At 68.0% G+C, this 21,615-nt stretch carries 20 protein-coding genes and 1 pseudogene; 7 read left to right on the top strand and 14 right to left on the bottom strand.

Annotation, left to right across the window (positions count from 1 at the left end; translation table 11 throughout):
• Positions 1–134: 134 nt before the first annotated feature.
• A pseudogene (locus U5918_RS13400) lies at positions 135–566 on the top strand (helix-turn-helix domain-containing protein); the annotation flags it as partial.
• Between the two features lie 373 nt (positions 567–939).
• Positions 940–1,167, top strand: coding sequence for a DUF7860 family protein (locus U5918_RS13395; protein WP_336001859.1), 228 nt, complete (start codon positions 940–942; stop codon positions 1,165–1,167).
• 1 nt (position 1,168) lies between these two features.
• Here U5918_RS13395 and U5918_RS13390 read toward each other — a convergent pair whose 3' ends face one another.
• Positions 1,169–2,122, bottom strand: a complete 954-nt coding sequence (locus U5918_RS13390) for a phytoene/squalene synthase family protein (protein WP_418771369.1) — start codon at positions 2,120–2,122, stop codon at positions 1,169–1,171.
• A gap of 198 nt (positions 2,123–2,320) precedes the next feature.
• On the opposite strand from U5918_RS13390, the gene U5918_RS13385 reads away from it, so the two are divergent.
• Positions 2,321–2,590, top strand: a complete 270-nt coding sequence (locus U5918_RS13385) for a DUF7553 family protein (RefSeq protein WP_336001857.1) — start codon at positions 2,321–2,323, stop codon at positions 2,588–2,590.
• 52 nt (positions 2,591–2,642) lie between these two features.
• Positions 2,643–3,179: a hypothetical protein gene (locus tag U5918_RS13380; protein ID WP_336001855.1), complete on the top strand. Its 537-nt coding sequence runs from the start codon at positions 2,643–2,645 to the stop codon at positions 3,177–3,179.
• Between the two features lie 30 nt (positions 3,180–3,209).
• Here the strand turns inward: U5918_RS13380 and U5918_RS13375 are convergent, their stop codons facing one another.
• The 4 genes from U5918_RS13375 to U5918_RS13360 all read right to left on the bottom strand — a co-directional run bounded on the left by U5918_RS13375 (position 3,210) and on the right by U5918_RS13360 (position 7,408).
• The gene (locus U5918_RS13375; protein WP_336001854.1) at positions 3,210–3,749 is read right to left on the bottom strand and encodes a hypothetical protein; all 540 of its coding nucleotides are present in this window, start codon (positions 3,747–3,749) and stop codon (positions 3,210–3,212) included.
• A gap of 108 nt (positions 3,750–3,857) precedes the next feature.
• A complete protein-coding gene (locus U5918_RS13370; RefSeq protein ID WP_336001852.1) occupies positions 3,858–5,084 on the bottom strand; it encodes an ornithine cyclodeaminase, nickel-pincer nucleotide-dependent in 1,227 nt (408 codons plus the stop codon).
• Positions 5,085–5,155: 71 nt separating this feature from the next.
• Positions 5,156–5,566, bottom strand: coding sequence for a hypothetical protein (locus tag U5918_RS13365; RefSeq protein WP_418771259.1), 411 nt, complete (start codon positions 5,564–5,566; stop codon positions 5,156–5,158).
• 45 nt (positions 5,567–5,611) lie between these two features.
• Positions 5,612–7,408 carry a PAS domain S-box protein gene (locus U5918_RS13360; protein ID WP_336001850.1) on the bottom strand — a complete coding sequence of 599 codons (1,797 nt, stop codon included), beginning with the start codon at positions 7,406–7,408 and terminating at the stop codon, positions 5,612–5,614.
• A 111-nt stretch (positions 7,409–7,519) separates the two neighbouring features.
• On the opposite strand from U5918_RS13360, the gene U5918_RS13355 reads away from it, so the two are divergent.
• Positions 7,520–8,794, top strand: a complete 1,275-nt coding sequence (locus U5918_RS13355; RefSeq protein WP_336001849.1) for a hypothetical protein — start codon at positions 7,520–7,522, stop codon at positions 8,792–8,794.
• 5 nt (positions 8,795–8,799) lie between these two features.
• Here U5918_RS13355 and U5918_RS13350 read toward each other — a convergent pair whose 3' ends face one another.
• Entirely contained in the window at positions 8,800–10,182 is a 1,383-nt protein-coding gene (locus tag U5918_RS13350; RefSeq protein ID WP_336001848.1) for a hemolysin family protein, read from the bottom strand.
• A gap of 259 nt (positions 10,183–10,441) precedes the next feature.
• Between U5918_RS13350 and U5918_RS13345 the strand changes: the two genes are divergently transcribed.
• Complete coding sequence (locus U5918_RS13345) at positions 10,442–12,535, top strand: hypothetical protein (RefSeq protein ID WP_336001847.1); 2,094 nt, start codon at positions 10,442–10,444, stop codon at positions 12,533–12,535.
• A gap of 54 nt (positions 12,536–12,589) precedes the next feature.
• Entirely contained in the window at positions 12,590–13,474 is an 885-nt protein-coding gene (locus U5918_RS13340) for an NAD(P)H-binding protein (protein WP_336001846.1), read from the top strand.
• Here U5918_RS13340 and U5918_RS13335 read toward each other — a convergent pair whose 3' ends face one another.
• The 8 genes from U5918_RS13335 to U5918_RS18605 form a co-directional block, all read right to left on the bottom strand.
• Positions 13,475–13,903, bottom strand: coding sequence for a hypothetical protein (locus U5918_RS13335; RefSeq protein WP_336001845.1), 429 nt, complete (start codon positions 13,901–13,903; stop codon positions 13,475–13,477).
• A 224-nt stretch (positions 13,904–14,127) separates the two neighbouring features.
• Complete coding sequence (locus U5918_RS13330) at positions 14,128–15,195, bottom strand: DUF7972 family membrane protein (RefSeq protein ID WP_336001844.1); 1,068 nt, start codon at positions 15,193–15,195, stop codon at positions 14,128–14,130.
• Between the two features lie 249 nt (positions 15,196–15,444).
• Positions 15,445–16,107: a glycerophosphodiester phosphodiesterase gene (locus U5918_RS13325; protein ID WP_336001843.1), complete on the bottom strand. Its 663-nt coding sequence runs from the start codon at positions 16,105–16,107 to the stop codon at positions 15,445–15,447.
• Positions 16,108–16,315: 208 nt separating this feature from the next.
• On the bottom strand, positions 16,316–17,005 hold the full coding sequence (locus U5918_RS13320; protein WP_336001842.1) for an NTP transferase domain-containing protein: 690 nt from the start codon (positions 17,003–17,005) through the stop codon (positions 16,316–16,318).
• A complete protein-coding gene (locus tag U5918_RS13315; RefSeq protein WP_336001841.1) occupies positions 16,993–17,994 on the bottom strand; it encodes a hypothetical protein in 1,002 nt (333 codons plus the stop codon). The genes U5918_RS13320 and U5918_RS13315 overlap by 13 nt, the downstream gene beginning before the upstream one ends.
• 230 nt (positions 17,995–18,224) lie before the next feature.
• Complete coding sequence (locus U5918_RS13310) at positions 18,225–19,259, bottom strand: deoxyhypusine synthase (protein WP_336001840.1); 1,035 nt, start codon at positions 19,257–19,259, stop codon at positions 18,225–18,227.
• A gap of 70 nt (positions 19,260–19,329) precedes the next feature.
• Positions 19,330–20,517: a redox-regulated ATPase YchF gene (locus U5918_RS13305; protein ID WP_336001839.1), complete on the bottom strand. Its 1,188-nt coding sequence runs from the start codon at positions 20,515–20,517 to the stop codon at positions 19,330–19,332.
• 173 nt (positions 20,518–20,690) lie between these two features.
• Complete coding sequence (locus U5918_RS18605) at positions 20,691–21,398, bottom strand: HU family DNA-binding protein (protein WP_336001838.1); 708 nt, start codon at positions 21,396–21,398, stop codon at positions 20,691–20,693.
• Positions 21,399–21,615 lie beyond the last annotated feature (217 nt).

Raw genomic sequence — 21,615 nt, 5'->3', positions numbered from 1 at the left:
TCGACAGTTTGCCATGGACGCCCGACGTGGGGGACCGCCCATCACCGCGATGGCGTCAGGGCACCCGTCGTTCGTTACCCCGACCTCGACCCACTCCGTTAGAACTATTTTCCCATACCTCGAAGCTCGACACTGTGGAGCACCTCGACGACGTCCCGGTCGAACGGTTGCAGGAAGCCCTCGACGACGTGGACGAAAAGAAGCCCGCTATGCGCTTGCTGGCGGCTATCGCGTACGAGAACGGCGTGAGCCAGACCGAGCTCGCGGAGTGGTTCGGGGTGGACCGGCGGACGATCTACAGCTGGCTCCGGCGCCTCGACACCGACGAGCCGCTCGCAGTGGCCGCCTCCGACGATACGCGAAGCGGTAGGAATCGAAAGTTATCGGGATCTCGGAAAGAGGAGTTCGAGGCGACAGTGCAGGAGCCGCCGACCGAGGCAGGCGTCGACGCTCCAGCGTGGACGCCGGCACTGGTTCGGGAGTACCTGGCGGAGACCTACGGGGTCGAGTACTCGTTACCGAGCTGTCGGCGGTTGCTGAAGGAAGCAGGGTTACGATATCGAGAAGGCGGCGACGGACGCCGCGGCGAGTGGCGGCCGGAGTAGGACTTCGTGCGATTACGATCGGTTTTCTGTGATAGACAGAGATCCTATACTAGTGCGGTTCGAGTCGCCACCCGTCGGCTCGACGACGGACGGCTGGTAGTTCGCGTTCGAAAACTCGCCAGCAGGGCGCATGGGGACTGTTGCCGGCGTCTCTGGCAGTTATCGAGCGACTTGGTGGGGGATCCGGTCGCCCGTCGTGACTCCGATCCACCACGCTCGACCGCGGACAGCAACCGAGATGGATGAGTGAGAAATTACTTCTGAATGGTACGGCGGATCTGGGGGCGGCGACCGGACCGAAAAAACTTCGACCGGTAGCGAAGTATCTCCGCGTATGCCACAGCACGCGACGTTCGACTACCAGACGTACGCCAAGTGGGGCTTTTTCGTCGGCCTCGCACTGCTTCTGTTCGGGGCGGGCGGCGAAATCGTCGGCCACGCCTTCTTCGAGCCGCTGCCGGCCTGGGAGAACACGCTCTTTCTGAGCGCCGAGGTCGTCGGCATCCTCGTCGGATTCTTCTCGCCGATCGTCTTCGGCATCGTGATGCCGCTGATCGAGTGAGCTACTGCGTCGGCGTCCACTCCGACGGCTCCGGACCCGAGGCCGGCGTGGGCGCGTCGCCGATGGTCGACACGCGCTCGAAGACGGCCTCTGGATCCTTGTTCCAGTGCCAGCACCAGCGGGTCCGGGCGATCAGCCAGAGCTTTCGCGTCGTCGATAGCTGGGGCGTCGCCGAGAGCACGTCGTAGTCGCGCTCGCGGATCAGTCGGTGGTGGTCGGCGTACAGCACGGCCGCCAGCAGGACGGCGAACTGGCAGTCCCGCGGCAGGTACTTGATGCCCGCGACCCCCTCGCGGTACAGGTCCTCCGCCCGGGCCATCTCGTGCATCATCGCCGAACGGAACCCGTCGCTGAGTTCGAGGGTCTCGATCTGGGACTCGGTGACGCCGTATCGCTCCAGGGTCTCCAGTGGCAGGTAGATCCGGTCGCGATCGACGACGTCCTCGCGGACGTCCCGGAGGAAGTTCGAGAGCTGGAAGGCCTCCCCGAGGGCGCGGGCGTGGGGTCGCGCGACCGACGGTTCGTCGACGTCCATGATCCCAGTCATCATGTGGCCGACCGCCGCCGCCGAGCCACGCATGTAGGACTCCAGATCCTCGTAGGTCTCGTACCGGCTGGTCTCGATGTCGGTCGCCATCGCGTCGACGAACCGCTCGACGTCCGCATCGGTGATGTCCGTCTCGCGTCTGATCTCGTCGAACGCCTGCAGTACGGGGTCGTCGGTCTCCCGCCGTCCCAGGGCCCCCGCGCGGATTCGCGCCAGTTCCTCGCGCTGCCGGGCCGGCGACAGGTCGGCGTCCTCGTCGTCGACGACCTCGTCGGCGATCCGGAAGAAGGCGTACAGGACGTAGGTCTTGTGCCGGATCCGCTCGGGGAACAATCTCGTCGCGTAGTAGAACGTCTTCCCCGTCCGCCGGTGAATGCCGCGGCTCTTCTCGAGCGAGTCGTCTCCGATCATACTAGAAACGGGCGTTCGAGTCGGCCGACGGCGCGGTCACTGGCGAGGTGGGGGTGGGACTGGGTCACTAACTACTCGTAAGGGGCCTATCCGCTTAATCACGGTACCTTACTGGTTGGTATCTCATGCGACCGCAGCGGTCGGCCGCGAACGCGTTCGGAAAGCGTTTTTGCCGCCCTCCATCGAACTGAACGTATGGCTCGAGAGGAACTCGAAACCGCGGCCGCGAAGTTGCACAGCGCGAGCGACGCGACGACCGACGACGCCAGCGAGCGACTGGGCGAGCTGGCCGACCAGCTCGACTCGCTTGCTACCCGTGAGTCGGGGCCCGACCACGGCCGACTGGCCCGCATCCAGTCCTCGCTCGCCGACCTCGGCGACGAGGTCGACGCCGACGCCGCGGGCGACATCGACGAGGCGAACGACGCCATCAACGCCTACCGCGAGACCCTCGAAGGGGTCTAGCGGAACAGTCAGTTCGCGAATCTTTTGTATCCGCGGCCGCGTACCGGCGCCCATGACACCAGGGGACGAGGGGATCGCGGGCAGCGACCGCGAGGAGATCGCAGAACGCGTGCGAGCCGTCATCGCCGCCGAACTGGGGGAACAGGAAGCCGAAGAGATCGCACGGAGCGTCAGCCGCATCATCGCGGCCCACGTCGACCGCGAGGACGACGCCGCGGCGCTCGTGGCCGCCGTCGGCGACGAGATCGTCTCGAAACTCGACGGGGAGACCGCGGACGAACTGATCGAGGCCGTCGCCGACGTCGTGATGGACAACCTGCCGGGACTCAGACACTCGGTCGTGATCCGCCGGTCCGTTCGCCGCATCGTGACGCGGCTGACGAGCGGCCGGTCGGAAACCATCGTCCAGCAGGTGAGCGACGAGATCGTCGCCACGCTGATCGAGAACGGCCACGCCGACGCGCTGGTCGAGGCGTCGCTCGAGATCGCCATCGAGGCCGCCATCGAGGGCGAGTACGCCGAGGACCTCGTCGCGGAGATCTTCGACGACGGCGTGACCCAGTTGATCGAGGAGGAGACGGCCGATTGAGCGCCAGCCTCCCGCCCGCCGGCCGCGGCCCTACTTCCCGGGCGCGGTTCGGCCGAGCAACCGGTCGGCGAGGCTCCCGAGCGACTTCATCGCGACGTTGACGTACAGCCCGACGAGGAAGGCCAGGCCCGCCGTGTACCGCTGTCCGGAGACGCCCTCCGGCGACCCGACGACCGTGGTGAACAGGAGGAACGCGCCCGCGGCGAGGACCCAGGCCGCCGGCACCCGGAGGGCCATCTCCGCGAGTTCCTGGAACTCGTCCCACTCGTCGAAGGCTTCGAGATTCGTCATCAACCGGGTGAACACGTACCCGAACGCACCCAGCGACGCGTAGACGTACACGTACGGCGGGACGACCACCGCGCCGTCGCCGGCCGTGAGCCACCCGTCGAAGGGCGGGACCTCCATCGACAGCCCCACGCCGACGAGCGTCAGGACCGTGAACACGCCGATCAGGACCCAGTTGCCGAGTGCCCATCGCTCGCCCAGTTCCGTCGCCGCCTCCTCCCCCGCCGGTTCGCCCCTCGCGTCCGCGTCGGTGGATGCCGACGCGGCGTCCGCGTTACCCATGTCGGCTCGTTCACAGGTCGAGCAAATAAATGTACCCGGCAGACCGGCGGTGCCGGAATCCCTCGCTCACTGGCTCACGGTTTCACCGTTCGCCAGGCCGAGGGCTCGCTACTCCTCCAGAATCTTCTCCGACAGGATCGGCACGAAGGTGCCGATGTCGGTCACCATCCCGACGGCCTGCGCCGAGCCGCGATCCAGCAACTGGGTGACCGTCGCGGGGTTGATGTCGACGCAGACGACCCGCGTCGTGGAGGGGAGGCAGTTCCCCACGGCGACGGAGTGGAGCATGGTAGACAGCATGAGCACCATGTCGGCCTCGTGGGCCTGCTCGCGGATGGCGTTCTGGGCCTCGACGGCGTCGGTAATGGTGTCCGGCAGGGGGCCGTCGTCGCGGACCGATCCCGCCAGCACGTAGGGGCGGTCGTTGTCGACGCACTCGTACATGACGCCGGACTCGATGACGCCCTCGTCGACGGCGTCCTCGATGCCGCCGGCGCGGATCACCTCCGAGATGGTGTAGATGTGGTGTTTGTGGCCCTTCCGGGGGTGGTCGAGACTCTCGGTGTCCATCCCCAGCGAGGTGCCGTAGATGTCCCGCTCGATGTCGTGGACGGCGAAGCCGTTGCCCGCCGAGATCATGTCGACGTACCCCTCGCGGACCAGACGCGCGAGGTCCTCGCGAGCGCCGGAGTGGATCAGCGCGGGGCCACAGACGGCCAGGACCTTCCCGCCCTCGGCCTTGGTCTCCTCGATGGCCTCCGCGATGTTCGCGATAGTAGTTTCCGAGGGGCGCTCCGAGGAGACGCCGCCCTGCATGAAGCCGAAGGCCCCGCCCGAGTCGCGGGGGCGTTCGGGCGGGCTGACGCGGATGCCCGCCTCGCCCGTGACGATCAGATCGCCCTTCTCGACGCCGTTGAGGACTTTCGTGTACGCTCTCGGGTCGTCACCGTCTTCGACGATCACCGCACAGTCCATCTCGATGTTCTCGACGGCGATCCACTGGCCGTCGTAGCGGATCTCGGTGGGGTGGTTGGTCGTCGAGTAGAAGCCCTTCGGGACGACCTGGTCGGCCGGCGCGGGTTCGAGCGTGGCGTCGTCCGGGTCGGCGGGATTGGCCCCGTTCTGGTGGAGTTCGTGGACGATGGACTGGAGCCGTTCCTCCGAGTCGGCGGTCACGAGCAGTTTCGCGTAGGACTGTTTGTCCTTCTGGCGACCGATGTCGAACTGCTCGACCTCGAAAGCCCCGCCCATGTCCATGATGATGCCGAAACAGGTCTGCATCATCCCCGAGTCGATGATGTGTCCCTGCAACTCGACTTCGCGGGAGACGGTCATGCTCGTGGAATGGGTACCCGGTGATAAGTCGGTTACGTGTCCTGCGTCGGCCGGGGTTCGGTGGGTATCGTTCAGACCCCGCCCTCGACCCGGCGGGTCACCTCCCACTCGATCTCGTCCGTGTGGCCCCGCAGACGGTCGAAAAAGCGCCGGAGCCCGACCGTCTCCGTCTCCGGCAGGACGTGTAGCCGCACCCGCGAGTCGCGGACGCTGACCCGGAACACGTCGCCGGTCGCCTCGTCGTGGACCAGATAGAGCGGCATCGGCAGGTCGAGCCAGTCACCGTACGTGTAGCCCTCGCCGTCGAGGACACTCCGGACGACGCCCCCGAGCCAGGCGTCCTCCCGCTCGGGGACGGCCGCGAGCGAGAACGTCGTCCCGCCCTCGTACTCGACGCCGCCACCGCGGGGGTAGCGCCGCTCCGGCCGACTGGGGATGGCGAAGCGGTCGTCGTCGTCCTGTGCCGTCATCGTCCCGCTCACACCGACCTACGTCGGCTTCCCCCTTAATTGCGCGCCCGTGACCGGTCACTCGCTCGCTTCGTCCGCGGACGCCGGGCCCCCGTCGCCGTCGACCCGTGGGTTCGCCCGGTCCAGGCGGATGCGCACCAGGCTCCCGCCGTCCTCGGACGTCTCGAACGCCACCTCGCCGCCGGAGTCGCGGGTGATCCAGGTGACCAGCCACAGCCCGAGACCGCTGGCGTGGTCGAGCGGCGTCTCGCTCCCCTTGCCGACCACGCGGCGCTCCTTCTCCGGAATCCCCGGGCCGTCGTCGGCGACCGAGACGGTGACGGTGTCGTCCTCGACCGCGAGCGACACGCGGACCCGCGGTTCGTCGGTGTGTTGAATGCTGTTTTCGATGAGGTTCTCGACGGCCGTGTCGATCAGCCCGGTCGCCGCCACCCAGGCGTGGTCGGGCAGGTCGGCCTCGACGGTCGCCTCGGGGTGTGCAGTCCGGAACCGCTCGATCTGGTCGGACAGCAGCGCCGCCAGGTCGATCGACCGCCGCGTCCGCTCGCGGTGGCCCAGCGTCTGCTCGATCTCTCGTGCCTTCTCGCTCAGGCTGTCGATCTGTTCGGCCCGCTCGACGATCGTGTCGAGTTTGGCCTGTGCCGCCGGGTCCGAGACGGAGTGCCGGATCAGTTCGGCGTTGGCCATGACGACGTGCATGCTGTTGCGCAGGTCGTGACGCAACGCCCGGTTGAGGACGGTGAGGCGCCGTTCTCGCTCCAGGCGGTCGCTGACGTCGCGGAGGACGCCGACCGAGCCGCGAAAGCGCCCGTCCTCGTCGGTCAGCAGTGCCACGTGGTTCTCCGCGGGGATCGGCTCGCCCTCGATCGGGTGCAGGTCCATCTCGTAGATCGCCTTCTCCGCGTCGCTCTCGAGCAGGTCCCGGATGAGGTCCCGGCCGCGCTCGATGTCGTGCTCGGTCATACAGATCGAGGCGTGGCTGCCGATCACGTCCGACTCCGGGGCCCCCACGGTCTCGAGCGCGGTCTCGTTGGCCGCGAGGAAGTTCCCGTCCTCGTCGACGGCGTAGACGCAGTCCGGAACCGTGTTGAGCATGTTCTCGTACAGCTCGAGTTCGCGCTTGCGTTCCCGGCGCTCGGTGACGTCACGGATGCTGACGACCGTCCCGGCGATGGCCGGATCGTCGAGGTAGCTCCGGCCCCGCGTCTCGAGCCAGCGGTACCCGCCGTCTGCGTGTTCGGCCCGGTAGACCAGGCCGATGCTCTCCTCCGGGTCGGCGAGGCTGGCCGCGAGCCGTTCGAGTACCTGCTCACGATACTCGGGATGGACGATCTCGGTGCCGCGTCGGCCGACCAGTTCGGCCGGGGGATACCCCAGGATCTCCTCGATGCCCGGGCTGACGTACCGGATCGTCGTGTCGGGGTCGACGATCGCGATGGCGTCCGTCGTCTGCTCGACCAGTTTTCGGTACCGCCGCTGTTCGTCACAGGCCCGCTCGATGGCGTCGAGCACCACCGACCAGAGGTCCGCCGGGCCGTCGATCGTCCCGGCGGGGACGTACTCGTCGACGCCGGCGGACACGGCCCGCCGCGCCCCCTCGTCGCTCCCCGTCTCGGGGACGAGGACGAAGGCCACGTCGTCGTACCGCGTCCTGATCGTCCGGCAGAGGTCGAGACCGGTCCCGTCCGCGAGCGTCGCCTCGCTCACGACCGAGACGACGTCGTCCAGTCGCTCCGTCGCCTCGGCCACCGTGGCCACCCGCTCGACCACCGTCGCGTCGTCGCTCTCCCCCCGCAGCGACGCGGCCCGCTCCTCGTCGGCCCCCACGTACAACACGACGCGCCCGGCGTTCATGGGATGACACAACGTATCGTACTGGCCTACAAAAACCTGTGGCCGACTTCGGGCCAGAAAAGCACGTCCTCACGGGCCGTTAAGTGCGTTCGCGGGGAACGGACGACCTCGATGACTCGCCCGGAATCGGATCGGGGCCCTGCCGCCACGGGGGCGGACCCCGAGGGGGCCCAGTTGATTGCAGCCGAGTGCGAGGGGTCGCTCGACCTGCAGGTCGACGTCGGCGTGCTGGTCGCCCACGCGCCCGGGGGCGACGCCGACGGGCTCCGCTCGTTCGCGGCGCAGGCGGCCGCGGATGCGGTCGACGAACTGGCCGCGGCTACGGCCGTCGGCTGGCGGTTCTACCTCGAGGATCCGGCGCGGCTCCCGGACCACGACCGGCGCCGTCCCTCGGAGTTCCTCGACCGCGCCACCCACCTGATGGTCGAGGGACCGTACGACCTCGTGGTCGCGGTGACCGACGTGCCCCTCGTCTCGAGCAAGGAGCGGTTCGTCCCGGGACTGGCCTCGCCGCTGGCCCGCGTCACCGTCGTCTCGACGCGGAACCTGCGGCGCGCCCCCCGCGGCGAGTCCGAACGCGCGCTCGACGACCCGGCCGTCCGCTGGAACGGGGCGACCCTGCTGGTCCACCTGATCGGCCACGTCCTCGGCGCCCGCCACCGCGACGCCGACGGCGGCGTCATGGAACCGTTCGTCTTCGAGTCCGATCGCCGGGCCGTCCCGGCGATGGACGCGGACGTCGAGACCTACCTCCGTCGGATCGCCGGCGAGATCCCCGCGACGGAGGTCAGTCCGAAGGGAGCCCTCGCCCGCGTCGGCTTCCACGCGAAGAGCGCGCTCGGCAACGCCGGCCGGATCGGGCGCGCGCTCGTCGACAGCCGGGCGCCGCTGTTGCCGCTGTCGCTGCCGAAACTGTCGACGGCGGCGGTGACCCCGACGCTGGTCATCGTCTTCAGCGCCGAGTCGTGGGACGTGGGCGTCCACATGGACAACCTCACTGCGACGCTGTTCGCCGCCGTCAGCGTCCTCGCGGCCGCGATCTATCTCCTGTTCGCGCAGAATCTCTCCTTCCCGCGGCGACGTCAGCGGCTGGTGACCGAGCACACGGCCCTCGTAAATGTAACCGTCTTCCTCGTCCTCGTCCTGGCGATGTGCGGGCTGTTCGCGCTCGTGCTGTCGATCATCCTGGTCGTCGAACTGGCCGTCTTCCCGCCGAACCTGATGGCGAACTGGCCCAGCCTCGAGGACCCCTCGATCGGGCTTGTCGACCTCGTCCGCACCGGGGCGTTCATCAGCACCATCGGCGTCCTCTCGGGCGCACTCGCCGGCGGCCTGGAGAACCGGACCGTCGTCAGCCACCTGACGCTCTTTCTCGACCGGCCGTAGCGGCCTCACTCGGCCGCCGGATCGTCGCCCTCGTCGCCCTCCCGGTCGTCGCCGTCACCGCCCTCTCCGTCACCGTCGTCCGACTCCTGGATCCGGACCGTCGAGATCCGGTTGCCATCAACGCCCGTCACTTCGACGGGGTAGCCGTCCACGTCGACGGTGTCGCCGACTTCGGGCGCGCGGTCCAGGCCGGCGAGGACCAGTCCGCCGATGGTCTCGACCGCCTCGCTCTCGAAGGCGGTCCCGAGGTCGTCGTTGACGGCCGACAGCGGGACGCCGCCGTCGACGTCGTAGCCGCCGTCGTCGCGCTCGCGGATCCCGGGTTCGCGCGCGTCGACGTCGAACCCGTCGCGGAGGTTGCCGACGACGGCCTCGACGACGTCCTCGACGGTCGCGATCCCCTCGAGAGAGCCCCACTCGTCGATGATCGCGGCCATCTGCTGGTGTTCGGCCTGGAACTGCAACAGCAGGTCGTCGATCGCCGTCGTCTCCGGCACCACGATCACCTCGTGGGCGAGGTCGCCGGCGGTCGTGCCCGCGCCGTCCTCGGCCTCTGTCGCGGCCAGCACGTCCTTGACGTCGACGAAGCCGACGATCTGATCCTCGTCCTCGGCGTCGCGGACCGGATACCGCGTGTGGCCGGCCTCGAGGACGATCGTCCGGAGTTCGGCCAGCGTGGCGTCGGCCGGCACGCTCACCACGTCCGGCCGCGGAACCATGACCTCCCGCACGACCGTGTCGTCGAGGTCGAACACCCGCTCGATCATCTCCACCTCCGCCGCGTCGATGTTGCCCTCCTCGCCCGAGCGCGCCAGCACCCGGCGGATCTCCCGCTCGCCCAGCGTCTCGTCGGACTCGGAGGCCGGCGGGACGCCGAGCATCCGCGTGAAGGCGTTGGCCGCGCCGTTGAAGACGACGATCCCCGGATAGAGCAGGAAGTACGCGAGCTTCATCGGCGGGGCGAGAAACAGCGAGAGCTGCTCGGTCTTCGAGATGGCGATGGTCTTCGGCGCGAGTTCGCCGAAGACGACGTGGAGGAAGGTGACGATGGTGAAGCCGATGGCGAAGGACACCAGGTGGAGGAGGCTCTCCGGCAGGATCGGTGCCAGCACGGGTTCGAGCAGCGACGCCACGGCGGGTTCGCCGACCCACCCCAGCCCCAGCGAGGCGATGGTGATGCCGAGCTGAGTCGTCGCGAGGTAGTCGTCGAGGCCCGCCATCACGTCCTCCAGCGCGCCGGCGCCGGTCCGTCCCTCCGCGGCCAGCTGTTCGACCGAGGTCCCGCGAACGCGGACGAACGCGAACTCCGCGGCGACGAAGAAGCCGTTCAGCACGACGAGGACGAGCGCGAGGAGCAATTGTCCCACCGAGAGGGCGACGTTCACCATGAGCCCGCCCCACCTGGGCCGTCCGGTCGCTGTGATTCCATACCGGGTCGAGTCGGCCCATCCACTAAAATGGTCGAGGCTTGCGGCTCGTGGTCGGCGTCGCCGGTTCGACGGCGCCGGTCTCGCGCTCGCGTCCGCGGGGCCACAAGCGATATGAGCGGTCGCCCGAACTAGCGTATATCAGTATGCAAACAATACGTCTACGGGAATTCTCGTCTCCGCGGCGCCGTCACACCCGTGTGCTCGGACCGTGTGACAGATGAGCGACGACCGCTCGCACCCGATCGACCGGCGGACGGTGCTGACGGGCGTGGCCGGCGTCGCCGCGGCCTCGATGGCGGGCTGTTCGCTGTTCGAGGGCGGCGACGACGGTTCGGTCTCGAGCGTCGACGGCGACCGGGCGCGGACGCTCGCCGAGCGGTTCGCACCGACGCTGTACTTCGACGCGAACGAGCAGTGGTTCCCGACGGACCCGCGAGCCTACGAGAGCGAGCGGGACGGCGAGACCGTCGTCGACGGGTTCGACGCGCTGAACGGCTACGTCGAGGCCGGCGGCGACGAGCCCACGGATCCGGTCGCGTTCTTCAACGTCGTCGAGTACGACGAGTCGCCGCTCGCAGTGGTGCAGTACTGGTTTTACTCCGTGTTCGACCAGTTCACCACGAACTTCCACTGGCACGACTGGGAGCTCCTGCAGGTGTTCGTGGACACCGACAGCGGCGCTCCCCAACTCCACGTCGCGAGTTCGCACTCGCGGAAGGTCCCGAACAACGAGTTCCTCGACCCCGACCGCACCCGGCCGCGGATTCTGACGGAGCTCGGCTCGCACTCCAGCGGCCTCTCGGTCAACGAGGACGCCGAACACTTCCAGCGATTCCCCCTGGACGGGAGCGTCGCCGACATCACCAACAGCGTCATCGAGGGCGTCGACGCCATCGCGGCGATCCCGCTGGCGTACGGGCTCCCGCGTGACGAAGGGCTCGCGCTCCCGTACGCGGTCCCGGAACTCGACGGGGCCCCGATCTACGAGCACGAGCGCCTCCCGGCCGTGGCGGCCGCGGACCTCGTTCCGGACGCGCTGACGATCCGCTCGTTCGACGCGTTGCAGTCGCCGCCGGACCTCCCGGCGCGGGAGACCGGCTCCCGGTTCGACTACCAGGACGCCAGTGCCGAGGAGACCGACGTGTCCTACGAGTTACAGCCGAGCGCCGACCTCGAACACATCGCGGACTTCACCGGTCCCCAGTTGAGTTTCGAGTTCGCCATCCCGGAGTTCGCGGAGGACGCCATCGCCAGCCACATCACGACCACGGGCGTGCCGTGGACGGACCCGCGCTACGCGGACCCGGCCTCGGACATCACGGAACCGAACCACCGCCAGGCGCTGGCCGACCGTTACGACGCCATCGGCGAGCCCTCGCCGGTCCACCAGGTCGTCGCCGGCGTGACCACCGCCGTCTCCGACGAGGACGCCCCCGACGACGAGGGGGTGACGACCGTCTCCTCGCCGCTCGAGTCGATCGCGCTCCTCCGGAGCGACCCCGAGGCCGTCCCGACGTTCAACGGCGTCGCCGTCGTCCAGGACGTCCCGCCGGGCGACCACGAACTGACGATCAACGGCGCGGGCGTCACACCCCACTCGGAGACCGTGACCGTCGCCGAGGACGAGGCAGTGACCGCGGCGGGTGTCGAGGGCGAGATCCCCGTCGTGCCCCGCGAGAACTCCGTGAAGATGGAGATCGACCCGAGCGAGGCGGACAGCGACTTGCGCGACTTGGCGGTCGAGGACGACTTCGCGGGGCGCATGTACGACGCGCCCCTCAGCGGCCCGGACGCCGTCTACGTCCACGGCGGCGGGGCCTACACCGCAGAAGTCAGAGACCGCGAGGACGAGGTCGGTGCGTTCCGCGTCAACCCGGGCCAGGAAGAGCGCGTGCAGATCGACGACCCCCGGACGGGGAAGGCGCCGCTCGCGACGTACCTCGCCGACGTGGCCGCCGAGACCCGCGACGAAGTGGCGGCCGTCGAGGGCGACGGCGACTCCGACGACACCGACGACGACAGGACCGGCGGCGCCGGTGGTGGCGGCCAGCAAAACGCCGTGGAAGGGCTCGCGAACGCGCTGGACGCCGTCACGGCCGCCGCTCGACGCGCGGCCGAGAACGCCGAGGCCGGGAACCGGGGGAACGCGGACCGCAATCTCGAAACGGTGGCGACCCGGCTGGAGCGCGTCTCGACCCGACTGGCCGACGCCCGCGGCTCGCTCCCCGACGATATCGGTCGCGCGACCGACAACCGACTCGCGCAGGCGCGTCGTCGAACCGAACAGGCAGTCGACGCCGAAAAACTCTGATTCCGGGCGGCGAGCAACCGAACATCCTTGTCGCAACACGTCGTATACACGTCAATGCGTGTTCTCGTCGTCGGAGCGACCGGGTTCGTCGGCAGCAGACTCGTCGAATCGCTACGCTCGGCCGGCCACGACGTCGTCGCCTTCTCACGGAGCGTCGACGGGTCGGCGTTTCCGGACGACGTCGAGCTCTTCGAGGGCGACCTCGGCGATCCGGCGTCGCTTTCGGGGCTCTGTGAGGGGATCGACGCGGCCTACTACCTGATCCACTCGCTCACGGCCGAGAACTTCGCGGAACTGGACCGGACCTACGCCCGCCGGTTCCGGGAGCTGGCGTCGGCGGCCGGCGTCGACAGAGTGGTCTATCTGAGCGGCATCAGCGGCGACGAGCGGAACCTCTCGCCGCACCTCGCCTCCCGCCGGGAGGTCGAGTCCGTGCTCGAAGCCGGAAGCTTCGACCTGACCGTCCTCCGGGCGGCGATCGTCATCGGATCCGGCAGCGCGAGCTTTCGCATCGTCGACGACCTCACCGACCGGCTGCCGGTGATGACGGTCCCGAAGTGGGTGCGGACGCCGTGTCAGCCGATCGGTATCGACGACGCCATCGCGTACCTGATCGGCGTCCTCGACGTCGACGAGACCCGGGGCGGCATCTACGACATCGGCGCGCCGACGGTGTGGTCCTACGAGTCCCTCATGAAGTTGACCGCCCAGGAGAAGGGAAAGCGGGTCCTGATCGTGCCGGTGCCGGTGATGTCCCCGGGACTGTCCTCGCACTGGCTCCGACTGACGACGGACGTCCAGTACGCCATCGCCCGGCCGCTGGTCGAGAGCATGCGCAACCCCGTGACCGTCGACCCCGAGCGGGACCTCCAGTCGGTCGTCCCCATCGAGCAGACGCCGGTCGAGGTGGCGGTCCGGCGAGCGCTCGCGGCGGACTGATCAGGACTCCTCTGCGGGCGCGTCCTCGACGGGTATCTCACGAACCTCACGGAGTCCCACGAGGTGGGCTGCGGCCTCCTCAGAGAGCGGGAACGTCCCGTCGAGGTCCGCCACCGTTCGCCCGTGAAGTAGCCTGCCGAAGGGGACGCCGCCAATTCCGTAGGCTCGTTGCAGCCCGTCGACGACCGGGTCGGCGAGGCCCATCCGATCGAGGACCCGTCCGACGGTCTCCTCGCCGACGTGGACCGAGTCCCCCTCGACGAGGATGAACGCGAAGGGCCGGGCGTCGAACTGCGCCTCGAGGAACGCCTGCACTGGTTCCGAGTCCCAGCGAGCGGCCACGACTTCGTCCGAGCGACTGGTCGCCGCCTCGACGGCCGCGCGGAACAGCGCGTTGCTACCGTCGTAGACGAGGAGCGACTTTTTCACGGGCTCCCTAGGGGCTTCGGCGGTTTGAGTGTTTCCGAGTGAATCGGGAGGGGCGGTCACGCCTCCTCGGAGAGGTCTGGATAGAAAGTCGGCCTCGACACTCACGACGTTTGCAATCCACACCAGCGCACACCCATTACCACTGAGAATCGATCTGGGTCCCGGTTTCGTCGACTCCGACGTACTCCCGGTTCCGTCCGGTAGTTGGCTGTCGGCCGAGTGTCCTACCGGTCGAACTCGAGGGCGACGTCGGAATCGAGGGTGAACACGGTCGATTCGAGGGAATGTTTCGAGACGGTGAGGATGCGAAGCATGTACGAACTGAGGAGGACGTACGGGGAGAGCGCGATGACGAACGCGAGGTTGACGTAGAGTAGCCGCGTTCCGAGCTCGAGGAACGTCGGTCGCGGGAACAGTCCGGCATCGATCGCGAGCAAGACGTACGCCGTGAAGACGATCACCGGAAGCGAGAGGACGAGGAGGTTACTCGACAGGTTCCGGAGCTCCCGTTTGAAATACAACGTCGTGAAGTACTCTCGACCGGACGCGAGGACGGTGAGTACTTCCAGCAGTGTCGCGAGCGACTCGTGATCCGATTCCGTGAGTTCGTCCCCGTGGACGGATTTCAGGCGACGGGTCAGGTTGATGTGGCGAGCGTGGGGGTAATCGAGCGTGCTCAACAGGACGACGGAGACTTGCGGGTTCGGTCTGCCGATGCGATTCTCGATCAGCGACAGCTGGGTGTCGAGCTCGTCGACGAAAGCCAGCAGGTCCGCCCTGGCGCGGTCGTCGCCGGTCGAGTCCTCGGCGGTCCGGAGCGATTCCGTTTCGGTGTTGATCGCCCCGATGACGTACTCGATGAACGGCCGCAGTCCGGCCGGGCTGACGCCATCGTCCACGAGTTCCTCCAGTTCGATCTGGAACTCGATGGAATCCTCCATGCGTGCCAGTTTGACCTGGAGCGGGGCGAACTCCTGGGCGAGGGCCGCGATGTTGATCGAGAGCACGACCGAGACGAAGAGGATGATGCCACCGAGCAACGTGTTGAACAGGGTCTGGACCGCTCGCGTCTCGGTGACGAGTCGCTCCATCTCGAACTCCCAGACGCTCCCGACGAACAGCAGCGTTGTCAGGATGACGAGGAGGGTGACGAGTGCGAGTACCCGCCGATCACCGTACAGGAAAACCCATCGAACCGACCAGGTGACCGGATCGACGGGATCACCCCCGGACGCGTCGGAACCAGCTCCCGTGTCGGCCGAATCTGTGAGCTGGTCGAGAATGAATACCACTGACCCGATTGGGTCCACTAGGCCGGCTCGCCCGCATTAGTAGTTGGCTGCTACAGACGGTAGCACTGAAATAACGTGTGAAAACGTGGGCCTGTGTCGGGTGCCCGTCTCTCCTCGCAAGTGTATGGGTAGAAAGTCGGCCTCGGCACTCATAGGGCTCGTCACCGCCGGGTCGTCAGCCCGGCTCGGCCCCGTCGCTTCGTCATCGGCCGGCGAGTCGTAGGCGGGCCGGCCCCAAGTCGGTTTCTCTCAAGCGATGTCCCAGCGGTCGGCGGTGACGCCGTCGACGCCGCAGGCCCGGATCGTGGCGATCTCCTCCTGGGTCTTGGCGGCCTTCCAGGCGATCACGTCCAGATCGACGGCGTGGGCCTCCTCGACGACGTCGGTATCGAGACAGAGGTCGAAGTGCGGGTGGACGGCGTCACAGCCCATCTCGACGGCCGTCCGGAGGTTCGCGAGCGGGTCCTCGGCGAAGAGGTAGCCGGTCTGGACCGACCAGTCCAGTTCGAGGGCGCTCTCGAGCGCGTCGGTGCGAAATGACGAGATCGAGGCCTCGACGGGGGCCTGGGCGAGCCGGTCGCGGACGTCGGGGGCGAGCCCGGTCTCTTTCAGTTCGAGCTGGGCTCGCACTCCCGGCGGGACGGCCTCGAGGACCGCGTCGAGGCGCGGGATCGGCTCGCCGGACCCGCCCACGTCGAGTGCGCGGAGTTCGGCGAGAGTGAGGTCGGCCACGCGACCGGAGCCGTCGGTGAGGTCGTCGACGCGCTCGTCGTGAAAGACGACGAGTTCACCGGAGCCACAGCGACGCACGTCGACTTCGACGGCGTCGACGTACTGGCCGGCGCGTTCGACGGCTGCGACGGTGTTTTCCGGACACTGGTCGGCGCATCCCCGGTGACCGATGATCTCCATCACCCGAGGCGAGGGGTAGGAACGGGTTAACGGTATCGGCCTGCTCGCTGGCCCGCACCCGGGGCCGGCGAACACCGGGGCCACGCCGAAGGGGCGCCTCAGGCCCGCTCCCGAACGGTAAGGAGATCTGAATGGAAATACGTGGTGGCTACGATCGGGGGCTGCGGCGCGCGAGGGGCTCGGGCGCCGCCGGGTCCGAAAAGAGTCGTCAGGTGCCGACGTCGATTTCGTCGGCGGGGTTCAGGGGGAGCTTGCCGCGGGCGGCGACGCGATCACTCGGATAGTTGATCTCGATGTGCTGGCCGGGGGGGATCGCGACCGCCTCGGTCGGCACCTCGGTGTAGAGTCCGGGGTACCACTGGCGGCGGTGGTCCCCGAGCCACGCCCGTGCCGCGCCGACGTGGCGCCGGTCGACGACCCCGAGCCCGGCGTGTCGGCGCCCCGTGATGAGTCCGTAGTCGGTGACCAGCCCCTGGTCGTCACAGCGGATGGCGGTGGCCTCGTCCTCGCGGCCGGGGAGGCACGCGACCACGCTGCGGCCGGCGGCGGCCCGGTGGCGCGTGCGCAGTCGGGCGACCACGGCGTCGGTGATCACCACGTCGCCGTTGAGCACGAGCACGTCGTCGTCGATGCCGCGGAGGCCGCGCCGTAGCGACTCGGCGTTCTCGTAGTCGTCCCAGTCCTCGAGGACGACCGTCCGCGCGTCGCCCACGTCGTCGCGCACGTTCTCGTAAGCGTGGCCTAACACGACCGTCACGGCGTCGACGTGGGCGTCGATGGCCGCCCGCTGGCGCTCGTAGAGGGTCGCCCCGGCCAGTTCCATGAACGCCTTCGGGACGTCCGCGGTCGCGCCGTCCATCCGGCTGCCTTCGCCCGCGGCGAGGATCACTGCGTGCATGCGAGCACCTCCCGGGCGGCCCGCTCGCCGGCACGGCCGTCCATCGGAACCCCCAGCGCGCCGACCTGCGCTTCGATCCGCTCGGCCGTCTCCTGCGGGTAACCGTCGTCGTACAGCGTCTCGACGGTCGACAGCGAGAGGCGGTCGGTCTGCAGGCCGACCTCGGGGATCTGGTGGTCGGCGGCGGTCGCGGTCAACTGGATCAGGGGACGACCGGTGTGGAGCCACTCGGTCACGATCCCCGAGCAATCGGAGAGCAGGAGGTCCGCCCAGCGGAGACTCTCCCCGGGCGTCGCCGCGTCGTCGACGGTGACGTTCGAGAGGTCGTCGATCCGGTCGCGACAGCGCTCGGTGACCGACCGGCCCGGCTCCTCGATCCGGTCCATCGGGTGGGGGCGGAATCGCAACTCGAAATCCGAGTCGGCGAAGACGTCGAGGACCGAGTCGGCGGTCTCGAGGTAACTGCCGCCGCCGTAGTTGTGGTTGGTCGGCGCGTAGAGCACGCGCCGCTTGCGGGGCGGGTCGGCGCCGACCAGGTCGTCTGCCTCCGGGATGCCGACGGTCGCCACGTCGACGGTCTCGGGGAAGGCCGTCCTGTACTGGGCGGCCCAGCGCTCGCCGGGCGCGAGCGCGAGGGCGATCGTCCCGGCGAGGTCGCGAGTGGTGTTCGCCGTCTCGCCGCGGCCGAGCGACGCGCCGTGGCGGACGTGGACGACGGGATACCGCTCGTGATAGGTGGGTTTCCCGTCGAGGACCTCGGCCTCGAACCTGTGATTCACGACGACCACGTCGGGGTCGATCTCGTCGATCGCGGCGTCGAGATCCGCCGCGTCTTCGATCTCCGCGTGGACGTCTTCGAGCGCGTCGTCGTCGCTCGCCGCCTCGGGGCGCAGGGGGAGCGCCGCCGACGTCGCCGGGACGTGTGTGTCGATCGCGGCGACGGTCTTTCGCATGAACGACCGATCGAACGTGTAGAGAATTCGTACCATGGGTGCAGGGAACCGCCGATACCTGGCTGTCTATGCCCCGTCCAGAGCCGGACGTACCGCAATGTGCGTTACATATGACCCCATAGTCATTAATTTTTTCGCGTGATTATCTTACGAATAGAAGACTTCAGCCGGAGGGGTTCGGGCAACCGGTCGGTTCCATCGGGCAGGGATCCGACGGGAGGCGGCAACCAGTGCGATGGCAGGATACGGCGCGACGGGAGCCGCCGTCAGTCAGCGATCCGCTCGCGCGCGGCGGCCACGAGCAGGGGCAGCGTGATCGTCGCGTCGGCGTAGACGGAGACGTTCCGGGCGGCCTTCTCGAGTTTGCCCCACGAGCGAGCCTCCTCCAGGGTCGCACCGGAGAGGCCGCCGGTCTGGGGCGGATCCATGGTCAACTGGACGGCAAGGTCGTACGCGCCGGGCGCGACCAGCATCGTCTGGAGGACGTAGTTCTTCGGGACGCCACCGCCGACGACCAGCGCCCCGGTCCGATCGGCGTCGAACGCCTGGTCGGTGATGGTGTCCATGTCCGAAAGCGCGTCCAGTGCGAAGTCGGACGTCTGGTTGTACATCCAGGCCTGCAGGCCGAGCACGGAGTCCTGGATCGCCGGGCAGTAGATCGGCACGTCCGCCTCGTACGCGGCCGCGGCGATGCCCGCACCCTCGTCGATCCCCTCGCGCTCGTTGACTGCGGCGTTGGCCCGGCCCAGTTCCTCGGTCAGCCGCTGGATGCCGACGGTCCCTTCCTCGGCCAGCGGGGGGAAGACTTCCTCGCGGAGGTGGGACTCGAACAGCGCGAAGTGCTCCTGTGGGAGGTAGACGTTGTAGATCCGGTCGACGCCCTCGTCGCGCAACTGTTCGTCGTGTTCGCGCTCGGTCTTCGCTTCGTCGTGGACGGCTCCGTGGTGGTGCTTGCCGCCGATGGCCTCGATGGCGTCGTGCGTGAGGTTCGCGCCGGTCGTCACCAGCGCGTCGACGTGGCCGTCCCGAATCAGGTCCGCGACGATGCGGCGCATCCCGCTGGGCACCATCGCCCCGGCCAGCCCCATCATCACGGTCACGTCGTCGCCGAGCATCTCGGCGTAGACGTCGACGGCCTCGTGCATGTCCGAGGCGCCGATGCCCGCCTCGCCGTACTCCTCGGCGAGTTCGCCGACCGTCATCCCCGCCCGCGCCTCGGCGTGGCCGATGGGGTCGTGGTGGAACGTCTCCCTCGGCGGCTGGTCGTGCCCTCCGTCGTCTGTCGCCTCGTCGTCGCTCATTGGCCCTCTCTGACCGCCGGACGCGCTTGAAGGCCGCGGTTAGTGCCGACGCCGCGGTCCGTGGGAAGTCCTAGTTCGTCGTCACGACTTCCAGCACGTCCCGGTGATCCAGCGTCGTGTCGGCGCCGACCTGTCGGCCCGAGCGGGCGTCGATCCCGTGGAGGAACCCCTCCCCGATGTCCGAGTGGAGGAAGTACGCGAACTCCTCGGCGGTCGCGTCTTCCGGCAGGACGAAACAGTCCTGCAGGAACGTGCCGTCGTCGCGGGGGCTCCCGTCGCCGGGGAAGATGGCCTTCGCGCCGAACTCCTCGAACAGCGCCGTCTCCAGGGCCGCCTGGACGCCGGTCCCCTCGAATGACTCGACGAAGCCCCGGATCTGTTCGAGGCCCGCGGCCTGCTCGTCGCTCACGTCGCCGACGATCTCGAAGTCCGACGCACCCGGCCGGTACTCGACGGCGCCACCCTCGTCGGCCGTCTTCAGCGCCTTCTCCGCGTGGGCCGACACCGGGACGACGGTGAGGTGGTCGTACTCGGGGTCGCTCGTGATGTCCTCGTAGTTGTCCTGGGCCGCCGGCGTGTCCATCTTGTTCGCCGCGACGACCATCGGCTTGGTCCGCTTGCGGATCTCCCGGGCCAGTTCCTCCTTGTCCGCCTCGTCCCACGCGTCGGGATCGAGTTCGAGGTCGAGCGAGAGGATCACCTGCTTGATCTCGTCCTCGTTCGTGCGGAAGGCGCTCATCTGCTCGGCCAGTTCGACCTCGATGTCGCCGTCCTCGCCGTGGTATCCGGATCGGTAGCGCTCGATGCCCTTCTCGAGGACGTCCAGATACCACATGTCGAGTTCGTTCTCGAGGAAGTCGATGTCCTCCCGCGGGTCGTGGTCCTCGGTCGGTTCGCCCTCGATGTCCGTCTCGCCCGAGAAGTCGACGACGTGGACCAGCACGTCGGCCTCGTTCAGGTCAGTGAGGAACTGGTTGCCCAGGCCGCGACCCTCGTGGGCGCCCGGGACCAGGCCCGCCACGTCGACGAGTTTGACGGGGACGTATCGGACCCCCTCCCGGCAGTAACCGTGGTTGGGAGTGCACTCGTGGTCGAACTCGGGCGCCGCGCAGTCGACCCTGACGTAGGCCTCCCCCACGCTCGGGTCGATGGTCGTGAACGGGTAGGCCCCCTCGGGCACGTCGTTCATCGTCGCCGCGTTGAAGAGCGTCGACTTCCCCACGGAGGGCTTGCCGACGAGACCGATCCGGTAACTCATTACCCCTCTTACCACGGAGCCGCGCTAAATGGTTTTGAATCTGATAAGTCGTGCGTGAGATTGCCTCGCAGTCGAAACGGGTGACCTGAATCGGACTGCAAGTGGCGAGCGCGGTCTGACGAAGGGTCACCCATGGTGCCGGCGAGGACTGCGACGGATGCGCCGCAACAGTCTCAGTTGACGGCCTTGGAGAGCTCGGCACCCGCCTTGAACTTGACCACATTCTTCGCCGCGATCTGGATTTCCTTCCCGGTCTGCGGATTTCGCCCTGTCCGTGCCGACCGTTTCGAGATGGAAAGCACCCCGAACCGCTCGCCCAACGACAACCTGTCACCCTTCTTCAGGGCCTTCGTCGTCGCGTTGATGAACGCGTCGAGCGCCCGCTTCGCGTCCGCCTCCGATAGCCTGCTGTCGGAGTCACGCCCCGTTTCACTCGCGATGTACGCCGCGTCGATCACCACGTCGGCGTCCCGGCACCTGGCGCTGGCCTCGTCACCCTTGCCGGGGTTCAGATCGAGGGCGGCCGCGAACTCCGGGCACGATTCGAAGGTCACTGGCGAGTCGTCCGCAGGCCCGTTTCCGAACGCTGGATTCCGCCCCGTCCGGGCGGAGCGCTTCGAGATACTGAACGACCCGAATCCGACCAGTACGGCACTGTCACCCTTCTGCAGGGCCGTCGTCGTCGCGTCGATGAACGCGTCCAGTGCCGTCTGCATCTCCGATTTGTGCAGTCCGGCCTCACTCGCCATCTGCTCGATCAGTTCCGCTTTGTTCATCGCCACGGCCCGACCCGTCGTCGTCAACAGGCCCAGTCCGAGGGACGTCGAGAGGATCGCACCCCTCCCCAGTACGGTTCGCCGCGAGAGCTCCGTTCGAGACATGTAATTTTCACCCACAGTCATCTATCGCTCGATAAATATATAAATCTATTGTAAATTACGCTTTGAATATGTTATCCGATATCGTCCGTTCGATCGATATCGAATACTGGCCGCGGGGCTCCAGGATGTACCACCTATATCGGTCACGCAGTACTTGGCAGGAAAACTACAGGTCGTCGGCGCTCGTCCGAGATGGAGGACGCGTGTCCAGCAGCAC

Source organism: Halorientalis sp. LT38, assembly GCF_037031225.1.
In the GTDB taxonomy this organism is placed as follows: domain Archaea; phylum Halobacteriota; class Halobacteria; order Halobacteriales; family Haloarculaceae; genus Halorientalis; species Halorientalis halophila.
Note: the sequence above shows the minus strand (reverse complement) of the source record. Positions and strands in the feature narration are given on the sequence as shown.